The following is a 13,704-nucleotide window of genomic DNA, read 5'->3' on the forward strand; positions in this document are numbered from 1 at the left end:
CGATAACCCACTGGCTATGGCCAAAGATGGTTGTTGCGCTTCCCTCTCATGCCGTGGCCCACGCTCGGGTGGCACCCCGTCGGGGCGCCACCGGGCGATCAGTCACGGAGTGACCGTGTACGTCTGCACGTCGAAGGTCTGACCGAGCGAGTTCGTCGGCGTCACGGTCACCGAGGTGCCGTCCACGGTCACCTTCAGGAAGTGGTACACCTGCGCGTCGTCCGTGGGCACCGACGCGGCACCGCAGGCCGAACCCCGGTTGCGGCTGTAGGACCAGCCGATGCCGTAGGCGTCGGTGGCCGAGCAGCCGTTCTCGCCGACGGAGTGCACATCGGCCCCGCCGCCACCGGTGACATAGGACGCGATCCGGCCCGTACCCGGGGTGTTGCGCTGGTAGAGGTGCGAGTGGCCGTTGAAGACGAGGTCCACGCCGCCGTCCAGCAGGGTCTGCTCGACGCCCGTGAGGAAGGTGTCGCTCGGCTCGCTCGCGCTGTCCGAGCGCAGCGGGAAGTGGAAGAAGGCGAACTTCGGCACGCCCGGATGGGCGGCGAGGTCGGCCTTCAGCCACTCGTACTCGGCGGTTCCGTCCTGCCAGTGGGCGTGCGCGTCCTGCTCGTAGATCGCGCAGTGCGAGCCGCACGAACCGCCCGTGGCGGCACCGGTGTTGGAGTTCCCCCACGCGGTGTCGAGCAGGTAGAAGCGGACGCCGCCGGTGGTGAAGGCGTAGTACGTCGTCGGATAGCTGATCGGACTCGAGCCCAGGTACGACGGATAGTCCACCAGCGCCCACACCCCGCCGGAGGCCGCCGCCAGCGCCGACTGCTTCCACACCTGCAGATAGGTGTTGGTCATGCTGTGGTTGCCGACGGTGCCGAGGAGCGGAATGCGCATGCCGGGCTGCGTCCAGTACGACGGCCCGAACCATGAACTGACGTCCGCGCCCGTCTGGTTGAGGTCGCCGTACTGGGTCTGCGAGGTTCCGGGGTGTGTGTTGTCGCCGGTCTGGACGACGAAACGGGCACCGCTCGCCGCGATCTGGCTCATCACGTTCGCCTGGTTCACATTCAGTGAGCCGTCGTCGACGCCGGAGTTGGTGGTCTCGCCCGTGTCGCCGAGGACGTCGAAGGTGAACGGCGTGGTGGAGCCCGCGGTTTCGGGCGTGGTGAAGTTCGGGGTCGGCAGGGTGCCCAGCAGGTCCGTGCCGGATGCGGTGTAGACGCGGTAGCAGTAGGTGGTGCCGGCGCTCAGGTCCGTGACCGTCACGGAGTTGGCGTACTCCCGGGTCGAGTCGACGGTGATCGGGCTGCCCAGGGTCGGGGAAGTGGCGGTGTTCGCCGCGCAGTTGCCCAGGGGGCCGTAGCGGACCGAGCCGCGGCTCTGTGTCGTGGTCGCCCAGCTCACCTGGACGGACGTCGTCGTGGCGTCCGAGAGGTAGGGGGCGCGTGTCAACTGTGCGTCGGCGCCCGGCAGTTCGGCGTGCGCCGCCGGGGCGAACGACAGCGCCGTGCCCGCCCCCAGGACGAGGGCGAACACGGCGCTGCTTGCGTGCTTCAAGGAGAGTCTGCGGTGCTGGGCAGGGATTCTTCTGGTCATGTTCCTTCTTCCTTTCTCATTCTGATCCCGCGCAGCCGGGCCAGTGCCGCGACGGCGGCCACCAGCAGCGCCGCGCAGCCGGTGATCCGCAGCAGACCCGGCCAGTAGCCGAGCGGGTCATGACGGGCCGCGGAGGAGGGCGCTGACGGCGAGGCTGACTCGGGGATGCCGCGCAACTCGCGCAGCACGTCCAGGGATTGCGTGCCCTGCCGGACCGACGGCTCCACATGCGAGTTCTCGCTGAACTCGTTCCAGCTGATCAGCCCGAGCACGTCAGGAGCCGAGGCCATGGCGGCCGCGTACTCGGTGCGCAGCGTCCGGCCGCCGTCCCGTGGCACCGACTTGGTGCCGCCCACCAGGCGGGCGTCGAAGCCGGGGGCGAACGGCGCCATCCAGTAGCCGTGGGCCGCGTGTGCGGTGGCGGCCATCGCGCGCAGCTTGGTGGTGTGCCGGTCGTTCGTGTCCGGGTTCACCGACGACCAGTAATAGGCGTCCCCGTCGGTGACCTGCGCCAGCCTGCGGATGCCCTGCGGGTTCTTCTCGGTGCCGAGCACCAGCATCCCTTTGCGCACCGGCCCGGTGATGCGCGCGATGTCCGCGGTCGAGTACTGCCAGGTGCCGCTGAACACCGTCAGCGGCCTGCCGTCGAGGCGGAAGAAGGCCGGGTCGCGGGCGTAACGGCCGTACAGCAGACGGAAGTCGGCGGCGACCCGGTCGGTGGCGAGAGGCCGGCGCTGGAAGTCGAGCCCCTGATAGATGACCGCTACTTTGAAGTCTCGCGCCCGCGCCACGTCCAGCAGCAGCCGCAGCCGTCGGTTGTTGACGGCCGAGGATTTCCAGCTCACCACGAAACCGTCGATGCCCGCGGACCTCGCCCAGTCGACATGTGTGCGGAGCACGGTGGCGTCGTCGCTGGAGTAGTGGCCCAGACGGGGGTAGTCGGTCTTCGCGCGCTGCCACGACGACGGTTCGAACCACTGGTAGTAGTACGCCAGCAGGGGCACCCGGCGCCCTTCGGCCGAACTCGCGGACGCCGGGAACAGCCCCGCCAGCACCAGTACCAGCACGGCCAGCAGCCCCGGTCTTCTCATCCGCGCTCACCACCCCGCCGTCGCCGCATCCACCGCCCGACCAGCAGCAGCCCTGCCGCCAGCACCCCCGCCGTGCCCGCCGCCAACGCCAGATCGGCCCGGCTGACCACTCTCAGCTGCGTGCTCTGCGTCCGTGACAGCCGGACCTGCTGCACAGCTCGCAACCCCTGGCCGCCGGTCACCTCCACCTCGTACTGCCCGTGCGGCAGATCCTTCAGCGTCGCTTCCCGGCCCGCACCGAAGGTCACCTCCCGCACCGACCCGTCCGGCAGCGTGATCCGCACTCCCCGCCCGGCCGCCGACCCGAACACCGCGTCCCGCGCCGACACCGTCAGGTCGTGGAAGGGTGTGATGAAGACGACCTCCTGAGCCGACGCCGGCTGGAACCGCTGCCGCCCGGCGTCCACCGTGTTCGTGCCGTACGCGTCCGCCGACAGCAAGGCGTATCCGACCTTGCGTGAGGTCAGCACGCTCTTGCGGTACACCGGCAACAGCCCGTCCAGCCAGACCGGCTGCCCCACCGGCAGCCGCTGGGTGTGTCCCGTGTCGCTGCGCACGCTCACATACGGCACCCGGTCGCGGGGTACGGCGCGGCCGTCCTGGTCGACGCAGCGCACCGTCACCCGGAAGCGGGCCGTGAACGCCGCCGTCACCGTGTAGTCCCGACGCAGCGGCAGCCCCCGTACCGTGCGCCGGAACGCCTGGTCGGGATCGCGCTGCCCGGCCCACCGGGAGAACGTGAACTGCCGTTCTTCCGAGGCCAGTTCATGGTCGTCGACGGCCAGCGCATGCCCCGCGAAGTCGTGCGCGCCGGTGAAACTCACCGTCCCGTCCGCCCCGGTGACCGCCGTCCGCCCGTCGAACGTGAACGGCACACCGGCGAGCCGGGGCGTCGTCCGCACCGTGACGGTGACCGTCGTGACGGCCACCGCCGGATTCGGCGCCAGCCCCACCAGCACGACCCCGACCAGCACCAACCACCTCACGACGTACGCCATTTCGGCCGCACCGCCCCCCACAGCAACCCTGCCACCAGCAACGACGCGGCCCCGTACACCGCGTACACGGGCACCGGCGAGGGCCGCCGTGCCACCGGAAGCGCCGCCTCCCGCACCCCCGCCGGAATCAGCTCGGCGCGCCGGGGTGGCGCCGAGAAGTCGAAGGCGTCGGCGAGACTCCGAGCCTGCGCAGTGCGGCCGCCCAGTGGCCGCAGCCGCCAGTTGTCCACCACGAACCGCAGCGCACTGGCCGCCTCGAACTGCCCGTGCTGCACCTTCCCTCGCGACACATAGGGGCTGACCAGCAGCGCCGGCACCCGCAGCCCGCGCCCGGCCGGCGGCTTCACATGGTCGTACCAGCCCCCGGAGCCGTCGTAGGACCACAACAGTGCGGATGACGACCAGTACTGACTGACCATCAGCTGCGAGGCGAGCTCCCGCACCAGCCGCTGTCCAGCCGGCACCGAGCGTGCCGACCGCTCGCCCGCGCCCGACGACGCGACGAACGCCACCGAGGGCAGCGTCCCGCGGTCCAAGTCCCGGTAGTACTCGCCGAGATCGACGATGTGCGCGCTGAGCCGCCTGTTGTCGACGAAGCGCGGAATGTCGAGGAGCGGGACGCGGACAGTCTGGGTGGTCAGGTCGTCGGGGGAGTGGTAGGTCTGCTTCGGATCGTAGTTCTGGACGTAGAACTTCCAGCTCACACCCGCCTCTTCGAGCCGGTCGAAGACGGTGGCTCCGCTCAGGTCCGGTGTGCCCGTGACCCAGTGGGCGCGGTTGGCGCGGGTGCCGTCGAGCGAGGACGCGAAGAAGTGGTCGAAGAGCTCGTAGCGGTCGGCGGCGTTCCAGTAAAAGGGCAGGTCACGGCGGTCGTAGTGGCCCATGGCCACGCGTCCGTCCCGGCCCTGCCGTTCGAAGGCGCCGACGAAGTTGTCCATGCGCCCGCCGTCGTACTGCTGCCGCACCAGGCGCGGCCCGGCGCCGGGGGACAGGGGCGGTGAGCCGTGCAGCGGGTACGGCGCCACCGTGCCTGCGCCCGGGTGCGCCGGATCGCGCGGCTGACTCATCCCTGCGGTGAGGCCGTCGGCTCCCGGGTAGGTGCCGAAGTAGTGGTCGAAGGTGCGGTCACCCTGCATGAGATAGACGAAGTGCTGAACGGGTGTACGGGGGCGGGGAGTTGCTGCCATCGCTGTCCCGCTGCCCGTCAGCAGCAGGACCAGTGCCACCAGCAGCACCCTCATGACACCCTCACCCGGTAGATCACGACCACCTTCACCCCGTCCCCGTTGCGCGCCGTGAACACCGCCGTCCCGTGGTAACGCCCCACCAGGCCCTGCAACTTGGCGGTGAAGAACGGCGTACGGCGGGCCGTGTACGCGTCCCACACCAGGTACTGGAAGTCGCCGTCCCTGAGGGCCCGGTCCGGGTTCGGGACTGCCCGGTAGCTGGGGTTGCGGCGGGCCGGGTCGGGCGAGACGGAGAGCGCGGAGACCGGGCAGAAGCCGTAGTACTGCACCACGTTGGCCATGGACGGCCCGATGGCGAGCAGCCGCGAGCCCTCCGGCGCGTGCTCGCGCACCCACAGCCCGGCCTCCCGGCCGCCCGGCAGCCCGCCCGTCCCGGCCAGGAAGCGGGTGCTCGTCTGCGGCTGGATCCGCATCCAGCACGGCACCGCGAGCGACACCACGACCAGCCAGATCGCCGAAGCCGCAGCGACCCGTTGCAGCCGGTCCACCCGGGGGAACGAGGTGAGCGTCCGCCCCGCCAGCACCGCGAACACCGGTGCCACGGGCAGCAGATACTGGAATCCCTTCACCGGCCACACCGTGAAGAACAGCGCGGGCACCACGACCCAGCACACCAGCAGCCGCTCCCGCCAGGTGTTCTCGCGCCGCAGCCACACCAGCCCCGCCAGGGCCGCCGCAACCACCAACGGCCCGACAGCCCACGGCACTTCACGGCCGTAGAAGGAATAGGGGTGATTGGCGCGGCGGAACATCTGCCACAGCAGGTAGTTCCCGCCCGCCCGCGCGTGCCCGGCCAGCAGCTGGGACAGCGGATGGGCCACCGCCACCACCCCGATCACGCCCAGCGCGGGCAGCAGATGCCGCCAGCGGGTGCGCACGGCCGGGGTCAGTGCGAAGAACGCGTACAGCGACCCCAGGAAGACGATCGAGGTCTCCTTCGCCAGGACAGTGAATCCGAGCATTCCGCCGGCCGCCAGCAGCCAGCGCGGGGAGGGTGATTCGGCGTACCGCACCACGCAGTACAGGGCGCTGGTCGCGCACAGTGTCATCGGCGCATCCAGCAGCACCTGGCGGCTGACCACGACGTGGTACGGCATTACCGCCAGCAGCAGCGCCCCGACGAGCGCGGCCCGCCGCCCGTACAGCCGCCGCCCCAGCCCGTACGTCACCGCCACCGTCGCCACACCCAGCAGCGCCGGCACCGCACGCGCCGCCCAGTCGCTCTCGTGGACGCGCAGCGCCAGCGACACGAGTGACTGGAACAGCACCGGATGCGCCCGGAACACCGGGAAGAGCGAGCCGAGTTGGCCGTCCCCGGCGAGTGAGGCCGCCGTACCCGTGTACACCGCCTCGTCGCTGTTGAAGCCGGTCGCGGTGAGCTGCCACAGACGCAGGAAGGCCGCCAGCAGCAGTACGGCGGTCAGGGGTGCGGCAGCCCGCACCCCGGCGCCGGAGGGGGCCGGCGCCGGGGCGGTGCGGGATGCTCCTCTGGGGAGCACGGACCGGTCGGTCATGCGGCCGAGCCGGCCTGCAGTTCCCACCGGGGCCAGGCCTCGGCGGCGGTACGCGCCGTCGGACGGTGTTCCTCGCCCGCCAGCAGTCGCGGGATCTCGTCGGCCCAGCTGAAGCAGTCGGAGGCGAGCACCCGGGTACGGACACCGGACAGGAATCCGGCGAGGATCTCCCGCTCCCGGGCGCGCAGTTCGGCATGGTCGAGGCCGTCGATGCGCAGCGCAGGGGCGAGATAGCGGTAGGGCGGGAAGCCGTAAGCGTCCTCGGTGTTGGCCAGCATCCGCTCCAGGGCCACGTCGTCGTCGAGGTCGTACAGGGCGGGCGTACCCCGCTCGATGACGAACAGGTCCCGCACCTCGGTGCTCGACCCCAGCCGGCAGGGCACCAGGCGGTCGACGCTGTATTTCGGCGGCGGCACCAGGATCTGTGTGAGCGCGTTGATGCCCATGATCGGCAGGTTGAAGCGGGACAGCATCAGCGCGATCGAGCGACCGCCCTTGGAGTGCAGCCGCGATTGCAGGTTCAGCCGGCGCCACTCCTTCTTCGTCAGGTCCTCGGCCTGCACGGCCCGCAGGGTGTGCGCGCTGATGGTGAGCGGTTTCGGGAAGCAGACGGCGCGCCCGGTCGCGTCCACGACCGTCATGTCGTCCGAGAGGAACCGTCCGCCGTGCTCGCGCAGCAGTCGCAGTACGGTCGCGGTCTTGCCGGTGTCGGTGAGTGCCGACAGCATGACCCCGCGTCCGTCGAGCTCCACGCAGGCGGAGTGCAGCAGCATCCGTCCGCGTGAGATCAGCACGAACCGCAGCAGTGCCTCGACGATGTTCGTGTACACGACGTGCGGTGATCGGGCCAGCAGCGGGCCGACCTCCACCGTGATCGGTGGGCCCAGCCGCACCCGGAAGTTGGCGCCGAGGCGGCCCAGGTGCTCCTCGTAGCGCAGTGCCGCCGTGTCGCTGTGGTCCTCGGTCAGTGCGGCCCGCCCGCGTGGCCTGCGCCGCCCGACGTCTCCGACGCGTACGGCGATGTCGACGTCGGCGTCGGGGATCCACTGCGCGCGGAAGAACTCCAGCTCGGGGAGCCGTATTTGGGAGCCGATGGTGACGGTCCCGGCGACGTCGTAGCGGTAGGGCAGGTACACGGACCGCTTCTTGCTCACCGGCGCGGTCGGGGCATCGGCGTCGACGAGCATCTTCACGGGGTCGCGCCGCCGGACCTTCTTCTCGCCGCCGCTGTAGATCATGCGGTCGCTGATCAGGAACCGTAGGACGAAGAGCAGAACGAGGGTGAGCGCGTTGGCCGTCAGGACGCCCACGCCGGCGACGACGAGCCACTGCAACAGCGGGAGCCGGGCGAGCAGCAGCAGGTTGTTCATCGCGAAGAAGCGACCGGCCCGCCCGCCCCAGCTGCCCTTGCGCTGTGCGTTGCGGTAGACGGCGGCGTCGGTGAGGACGAAGTTCCAGGCGGTGGAGAACTGGGTCGCGAGCGCGGCCCCCACCAGGTGGTGCACCCCGAGCACGTCGAAGAACAGCCACAGGGCGGCCGTGTTGACGGCGATCCCGGACAGGCCCACGAGCCCGAACGCGACCATCCGCGCCAACTGCCGCTGCCCGCCGGCCACCGAGCGCCGCAGCCGTACGACATGCCGTACGAAGGCCAGGCCCTCTCGGACGGAGGCCTTCGACCGGCCTGCCTCGCGGGGTGCGAAGGTGTACGCCACCTCGGCGACCCGGGCGGCCGGGTGCCGCACCAGGATCTCCAGCAGGATCTTGAAGCCGACCGGCCGCAGCCGCTCGGTGTCGATCGCGTCCCGGCGGAACGCGAACAGCCCGCTGAGCGGGTCGCTGACGGTAGCCAATCGGCGTGGGAAGGCCGCCTTGACCAGGCGGGTCGCGGACGACGAGGTCGCCTGCCGGCCCGCGCCCGCGAGCCCCTCGGACTGGCCGTTCCCGGCGTACCGGGTGCCGACGGCGATGTCGACGCCCTCCCGCATCGCGGTCCTGGCCAGCAGTGCGGCGGCCTGCGGCGGGTGTTGCAGGTCCGCGTCCATGACCAGCACCCAGGCGCCGCGCGCGGCCCGGATCCCGGCCACGACGGCCCCCGACAGACCACCGCTGCGCAGTCCGGAGGGCCGGTGCAGAGCCCGCACGGGGACGGGGCAGTCCGGCGCGAGGGCGGTGATCTCCTGGACGGTCGCGTCGTCGCTGTCGTCCACGAAGAGGATCTCGGCGCCGAGCGGGGCGAGGGCCGGCCCGAGCCGGTCGAGCAGCAGCGGGACGCTCTCCTGCTCGTCGCGTGTGGGTATCAGGACGGTCAGCCGGGGCGTGGCAGCCTTGCCGTCGCCTCCGCCTCCGAGTTCCCGGACACCCGTCGGCACCCCGTCGGGGGCAGCCGAAACGGAATCGATCACGTGCGTCATGGAGTCCCCCCAGAACGCGTGCCGTCGGCCGAGCGGCGCGACGGACACCGACGACCGCCCGTGAACACGGGCGGAGGAGTGAGCGGTGACCCTCGCGGGCGTACGGTCTCGACGCGGCGCGGGGAGGTGCGGGACGTGCCAGAGGTGCGCAATGCAACGGCGAACGCGCACCGGGCTCCACGGTCAGGAGCGGATGCCAGAGGCTAGCAGCGGAGTTGACGCGTTCGCCGGGCATTCGGCCTGTATCCGCCGGTAGTTATCCTGCTGTTTACCTGATGCGATCGCATTGCGCCCCATGCGTGTACTGCGACCCCGTTCGTCACGGTCAAACGTAGCCAGATCTACGCCTTGATTACGTGGAGGTGAAAGTCACCGCATTCTTCTCAGAACCCCTGCTGAACCTGTGATTCCGCGACAAGCATGACCTCCATGTCTTACGACGGACCACCCGGTCCCTCGCCCCGAGAGGGCCGGGACCCTGCGGCCACCCTCATGGACGCCATGCGTGCGGCACTCGCCCTCATCGACGACGTAGAGGCACTCAGAGTCGAAAACCGCCAGCTCAGAGAGGCACTGGAGGGGCGCGCCCTGATCGAGCGCGCCAAGGGCATACTCATGGCCCGCCGCGGCTGCGACGAGGCCACCGCCTTCGAGATACTCGTCAGCCTCTCCCGCAAACAGCGGCGCAAGGTGCGGGCGGTGGCGGCCGACTTCACGGACGACCTCGGGTTCCAGCCGCTCATGTGAAGCGCGCGAGGCGTCGCGATCCGACCAACACCCGTAGGCGCACCGTCACCTCACCTCCGGCGACACGTTCCGCTGCCCGCGCCCGGCCGCGCACGAGGTCGCCGACCGCGGGGCGGACCATCGTGTCTTGGCCAGCTGCCGCCTGGCGGGACGAGAGGGGAGGGTACGGAGTGTAAGGAGTTCGCGAAGACGGCCGAACCACCCCCGCCTCGGCGGGGACCACATCAGTCCACGGCGTCCTCGACGGCTCGAACGCGATGCGGGGGTGGGGCCGTATCCATTGGTGCGGCATCTGCTGGACGCTGTGGCGATGGCGTTGTTCCTGTGGGCCGGGGAGATCATCGGTGGGCGCCACGGCCGTTTCCACGAGTCGAGGACCGTGCTCGATCACAGCCTGGTGGCCAGCCAGATGGTCACCGCCGCGGTGGCGGTGAGCCCGACGTTGAGTGCGATCCGGCGGTCTTCTCCGGTCAGGTGGACGGCGATCGCGCCGGTCTGCAGGAGTACGAAGCCGATGGCCGCAGCTGGTGCGAGCGAGGGAGCGATGCCGGTCAGCGGTGGCAGGATCAGGCCGGTCGCGCCGAGTATTTCGACCGTCCCCAGCGCCCTGAGGGCGGGCAAGGGTACGCGGTCGACCCAGGCCATCATCGGTCGGAGTTGCTCCCGGCTGCGGATCACCTTCAGCGTGCCGGCGTAGAAGTAGAAGAGGGCGAGCAGTCCCGCGAGGATCCAATAGGCGATGTTCATGGTTCCCGTTCATGGGCCACCGGTTCGCGGCGGCCCGTCGATTACGTCGATTGCCAGGGAGCCCTGGCAAGGCCCGGGCTGCCGCCCGAGGGACTCGTGCACCGAAGGGCGGGAGCGTCACAGCTCCGCAGGTGGCAAGGAGGGCGACCGCCGTGCGTCCCGTCGACTTCGAGCGAGGTCGGTGGCGGGCTCGGTGGCGTAGGGGCTCAGTGAATGCGCTGAGCGTGACGGCGGGTTGGTCGGTCAGGTCGGCGAAAGCGTGGGAGAGGCTGTGGAAGCCCTCGTCGTCCTGCCGTCGCCGGGACCGACCACCGATACGGCGGGGTCGGTCTGCGGCTCGCTGTTCCATGCTTCTTCGTTCATGCTCACGAGTGCACCGCCGACGCCCTGCGGGTGTCCAAGACCCATTCCGCAGCGCTGATACTTCGTGGGTATCGTTGCAGCGTGGAGCTACGGACCTTGCACTACTTCGTGGCGGTCGCCGAGGAACGCCACTTCGGCCGGGCCGCCACCCGACTGCACATGAGTCAGCCGCCGCTGAGCCGGGCGATCAAGCGGTTGGAGGCCGATGTTGGGGCGCTGCTGTTCGCCCGTTCGCCTGCCGGCGTCGCGCTCACGCCGGTGGGCACGGTGCTGCTCGACGAGGCGCGGGCCCTGCTCGACCATGCCGACCGTGTCCGTGTGCGCGTGAGCGCGGCGGCCGGCGCCGCGAACCTCACCGTCGGCATCCTGGGCGACGGTACCGACCCGGGAATGTCCAGGCTGGCCGCCGCCTACCGCCGAAGCCACCCCGGCATCGACATCCGCATCCGCGACACCGATCTGACCGACCCGACGTGCGGGCTGCGCGCCGGTCTGGTCGACGTCGCCTTGACTCGGGCGCCGTTCGACGAGACTGCCCTGACGGTGCGTGTGCTGCGGACCGATCCGGTCGGTGTGGTCCTGCGCGCCGATGATCCGCTGGCCGGGCGGGAGCGGCTGCGGCTGGCCGAGCTGAGTGACCGTCGCTGGTTCCAGTTCCCGCGGGGCACCGACCCCATCTGGCAGTCGTACTGGAATGCCGGCAGGCTGCGCGAGGGCCCGGTGGTGCGCGCCGTCCAGGAATGCGTGCAGGCCGTGCTGTGGAACGGCACGGTCGGCCTGGCCCCGCTCGGGCACGACCTGCCCGCCGAGTTGGCCGTGGTGCCGCTGGCCGACATGGCGCCGAGCCGGGTGGTGGCGGTGTGGAACGAGGGTGACACCAACCCGTTGATCCGATCCTTCGTCGAGAGCGCGACAGCCGCCTACCGCCACTGGGGCGATGGTGCTGGACTCGGACCAGGGCGTATCAAGTCGTGATCATCCGGTGGTCCTGGTCGTATCGGGTATCTCTCCATGTCCGGGGGGACTCACGGGACATGGCCCGGCACCCGGCTCAGGTCGCGGGGAGGATACGGCGCGTTTCGTAGGCCCACATCGCGATCTCGACCCGGTTGCGGGCGCCGAGTTTGGCCATCAGGCTGGCCAGATGCGTCTTCACCGTGCTGAGGCTGATGTGCAGGGCATCGGCGATCTCGGTGTTGGTCAGCCCGCGGGCGACGGCGAGGAGCACCTGTTCCTCGCGGGCGGTGACGGGGGAGACCGGCTGGGCCGCGGGCCGGCCGGCGGGCAGGTCCGCGAATGCCTGGAGCAGACGGACGGTGACGCTGGGCGCGATGAGCGCCTCACCGTCGGACGCCGACCGTACGGCCTGGCCCAGCAGGTCTGGTCCCGTGTCCTTGAGGAGGAATCCGCGGGCGCCGGCACGCAGCGCGCCGTAGACGTACTCGTCGAGGTCGAACGTGGTGATGACGACCACCGTCAGCGGGTCGGTGACGCCCGGGCCGGCGATCAGCCGGGTGGCCTCGAGTCCGTCGAGTACGGGCATGCGGATGTCGAACAGGCAGACGTCGGGGCGTAGTTCGCGGGCCAGACGTACCGCTTCGTGTCCGTCGGCGGCCTCGCCGACCACCTCGATGCCGGGCTGGGCGTTCAGCATGATCCGCAACCCGGTGCGGATGATCGTCTGGTCGTCAGCGACGAGGACGCGAATGGACACCGCTCTCGCTCCTCGCTCTCGGCAGTTCGGCTTCGACATGCCAGCCCCGGTCGGGGCCCGGGCCGGCTCGTAGTGTGCCGCCGAGCAGGGTCGCGCGCTCGCGCAGTCCGGTCAGTCCGTATCCGTCGCGACCCCGTCCGGTGCGCCGGCCGTTGTCGCGCACGCTCACCCGTACCGTGTGCCGTTCCGCGGCGATCCGGACGACGAGTTCGGTCGCGTCGACCGCATGGCGCAGCGCGTTGGTCACCGACTCCTGCACGATCCGGTAGACGGCCGCGTCCACGGCCGGTGGCAGCGCGTCCAGTTCGCCGTCGAGCCCCAGGTCGACCTTGAGGCGGCCACCCGGGGTGCGCACCAGGCGCTCCAGATCCGCGACTCCGGCAGGGGGCGCCAGCTCGGCGCCGACCCCGCGGTCGCGCAACGCGGCGACCATGGCACGCATTTCCTCCAGCGTGCGCGCCCCTTCCTCCTCGACCTCCTCCAGTGCCTTGACGGCGGCGGACGGGTCGGCGCCCGCGAGCACCCCGCCCGCCTGCGCGATGATCACCATGGCCGACACGTGGTGGGCCACCGTGTCGTGCAGTTCCCGGGCGAGCTGCTCGCGCTCGCGGGAGCGCACCTGCTCCACCTGCCGCTCGCGAGCGGTCACCCAGAACCGCACGGCGGCCCCGAACACGCCGGGCATCAGCAGGAAGACCAAGCCCACGACGTTCTCGACGACCGGCGTGTCGTCCGTGACGGAACAGAACACGCCGGTCGCGAGGATCACCGCGCCGCCCAGTACGACCTCGCGTCCCGATCCCCACCGGGGCAGTGCGTACACCAGCACGAGCACGACCATGCCGGTGTAGAGGCCGACGGGCTCGCGCGGTGTGGCGACGAGCGAGGCCACTTGAAGCAGGCTCAGCGAGCCGAACGCCAGCGTGGCCATCGCCAGGGGGCGGGTCCGGCGCCACAGGGGCAGCAGGCACAGCCATACGGCGAACACCACCGCCACCGGCCGCCACACGACGTTCTCGCGCAGGGTGGCCTCCAGCGCCACACCGCCCAGGCCGGCAGTGAGCAGGGCCCAGTCCCGCCACACCCGGGCGGGCGCGTCGGGCGGCCGGGGTTCGGTCCACAGGTTTCGCAGGTCGTCTCGGAGCACGGTTCTCAGCGTAGGGACCGCGGCGCGGTGCGCATCGGCCGAAAGGACGGTTCGTCACTCCGCCCCGGGGCCGATGGATCCGCGGCCCGCGGGCCGATGCCGCACAGCGCCGTGGCGGCGAACCTCGGC

At 70.8% G+C, this 13,704-nt stretch carries 11 protein-coding genes; 2 read left to right on the top strand and 9 right to left on the bottom strand.

Annotated features, from left to right (window positions below):
* Positions 1-102 precede the first annotated feature (102 nt).
* Genes ABZ928_RS19355 through ABZ928_RS19380 form a run of 6 tightly spaced genes read right to left on the bottom strand, consistent with a single transcriptional unit; the run spans position 103 to position 8,848 of the window.
* Positions 103-1,593 (bottom strand): metallophosphoesterase family protein, encoded by a 1,491-nt coding sequence (locus tag ABZ928_RS19355; RefSeq protein ID WP_361520027.1) that lies wholly within the window; start codon positions 1,591-1,593, stop codon positions 103-105.
* The gene (locus ABZ928_RS19360) at positions 1,590-2,684 is read right to left on the bottom strand and encodes an endo-1,3-alpha-glucanase family glycosylhydrolase (protein ID WP_361520030.1); all 1,095 of its coding nucleotides are present in this window, start codon (positions 2,682-2,684) and stop codon (positions 1,590-1,592) included. Before ABZ928_RS19360 ends, ABZ928_RS19355 begins: the two co-directional genes overlap by 4 nt.
* Positions 2,681-3,670, bottom strand: a complete 990-nt coding sequence (locus ABZ928_RS19365) for a hypothetical protein (protein ID WP_361520033.1) — start codon at positions 3,668-3,670, stop codon at positions 2,681-2,683. The genes ABZ928_RS19360 and ABZ928_RS19365 overlap by 4 nt, the downstream gene beginning before the upstream one ends.
* A complete protein-coding gene (locus ABZ928_RS19370) occupies positions 3,667-4,923 on the bottom strand; it encodes an alkaline phosphatase family protein (RefSeq protein ID WP_361520036.1) in 1,257 nt (418 codons plus the stop codon). Before ABZ928_RS19370 ends, ABZ928_RS19365 begins: the two co-directional genes overlap by 4 nt.
* Positions 4,920-6,443, bottom strand: coding sequence for a glycosyltransferase family 39 protein (locus ABZ928_RS19375; RefSeq protein WP_361520038.1), 1,524 nt, complete (start codon positions 6,441-6,443; stop codon positions 4,920-4,922). The genes ABZ928_RS19370 and ABZ928_RS19375 overlap by 4 nt, the downstream gene beginning before the upstream one ends.
* Entirely contained in the window at positions 6,440-8,848 is a 2,409-nt protein-coding gene (locus ABZ928_RS19380; protein WP_361520041.1) for a glycosyltransferase, read from the bottom strand. The genes ABZ928_RS19375 and ABZ928_RS19380 overlap by 4 nt, the downstream gene beginning before the upstream one ends.
* A 438-nt stretch (positions 8,849-9,286) precedes the next feature.
* On the opposite strand from ABZ928_RS19380, the gene ABZ928_RS19385 reads away from it, so the two are divergent.
* Positions 9,287-9,604 carry an ANTAR domain-containing protein gene (locus ABZ928_RS19385; protein ID WP_361520044.1) on the top strand — a complete coding sequence of 106 codons (318 nt, stop codon included), beginning with the start codon at positions 9,287-9,289 and terminating at the stop codon, positions 9,602-9,604.
* Positions 9,605-9,991: 387 nt separating this feature from the next.
* On the opposite strand, the gene ABZ928_RS19390 is transcribed toward ABZ928_RS19385, so the two are convergent.
* Positions 9,992-10,351, bottom strand: a complete 360-nt coding sequence (locus ABZ928_RS19390; RefSeq protein WP_361520047.1) for a DoxX family protein — start codon at positions 10,349-10,351, stop codon at positions 9,992-9,994.
* 444 nt (positions 10,352-10,795) lie between these two features.
* Here ABZ928_RS19390 and ABZ928_RS19395 point away from each other — a divergent pair, with 444 nt between their 5' ends.
* The gene (locus ABZ928_RS19395) at positions 10,796-11,689 is read left to right on the top strand and encodes a LysR substrate-binding domain-containing protein (protein ID WP_361520050.1); all 894 of its coding nucleotides are present in this window, start codon (positions 10,796-10,798) and stop codon (positions 11,687-11,689) included.
* Positions 11,690-11,765: 76 nt separating this feature from the next.
* Here the strand turns inward: ABZ928_RS19395 and ABZ928_RS19400 are convergent, their stop codons facing one another.
* Complete coding sequence (locus tag ABZ928_RS19400; protein WP_361520053.1) at positions 11,766-12,428, bottom strand: response regulator transcription factor; 663 nt, start codon at positions 12,426-12,428, stop codon at positions 11,766-11,768.
* Positions 12,403-13,575 (bottom strand): histidine kinase, encoded by a 1,173-nt coding sequence (locus ABZ928_RS19405; RefSeq protein WP_361520056.1) that lies wholly within the window; start codon positions 13,573-13,575, stop codon positions 12,403-12,405. The genes ABZ928_RS19400 and ABZ928_RS19405 overlap by 26 nt, the downstream gene beginning before the upstream one ends.
* Positions 13,576-13,704: the final 129 nt, after the last annotated feature.

Origin of the sequence: Streptomyces sp. NPDC046909 (genome assembly GCF_040644695.1) — a bacterium.
GTDB lineage: Bacteria > Actinomycetota > Actinomycetes > Streptomycetales > Streptomycetaceae > Streptomyces.

Excerpts from the sequence above, each read along its gene's own strand:
- ABZ928_RS19355 (WP_361520027.1), bottom strand. The coding sequence starts at position 1,593 with ATGACCAGAAGAATCCCTGCCCAGCACCGCAGACTCTCCTTGAAGCAC.
- ABZ928_RS19360 (WP_361520030.1), bottom strand. The coding sequence starts at position 2,684 with ATGAGAAGACCGGGGCTGCTGGCCGTGCTGGTACTGGTGCTGGCGGGG.
- ABZ928_RS19370 (WP_361520036.1), bottom strand. The coding sequence starts at position 4,923 with ATGAGGGTGCTGCTGGTGGCACTGGTCCTGCTGCTGACGGGCAGCGGG.
- ABZ928_RS19375 (WP_361520038.1), bottom strand. The coding sequence starts at position 6,443 with ATGACCGACCGGTCCGTGCTCCCCAGAGGAGCATCCCGCACCGCCCCG.
- ABZ928_RS19385 (WP_361520044.1), top strand. The coding sequence starts at position 9,287 with ATGTCTTACGACGGACCACCCGGTCCCTCGCCCCGAGAGGGCCGGGAC.
- ABZ928_RS19390 (WP_361520047.1), bottom strand. The coding sequence starts at position 10,351 with ATGAACATCGCCTATTGGATCCTCGCGGGACTGCTCGCCCTCTTCTAC.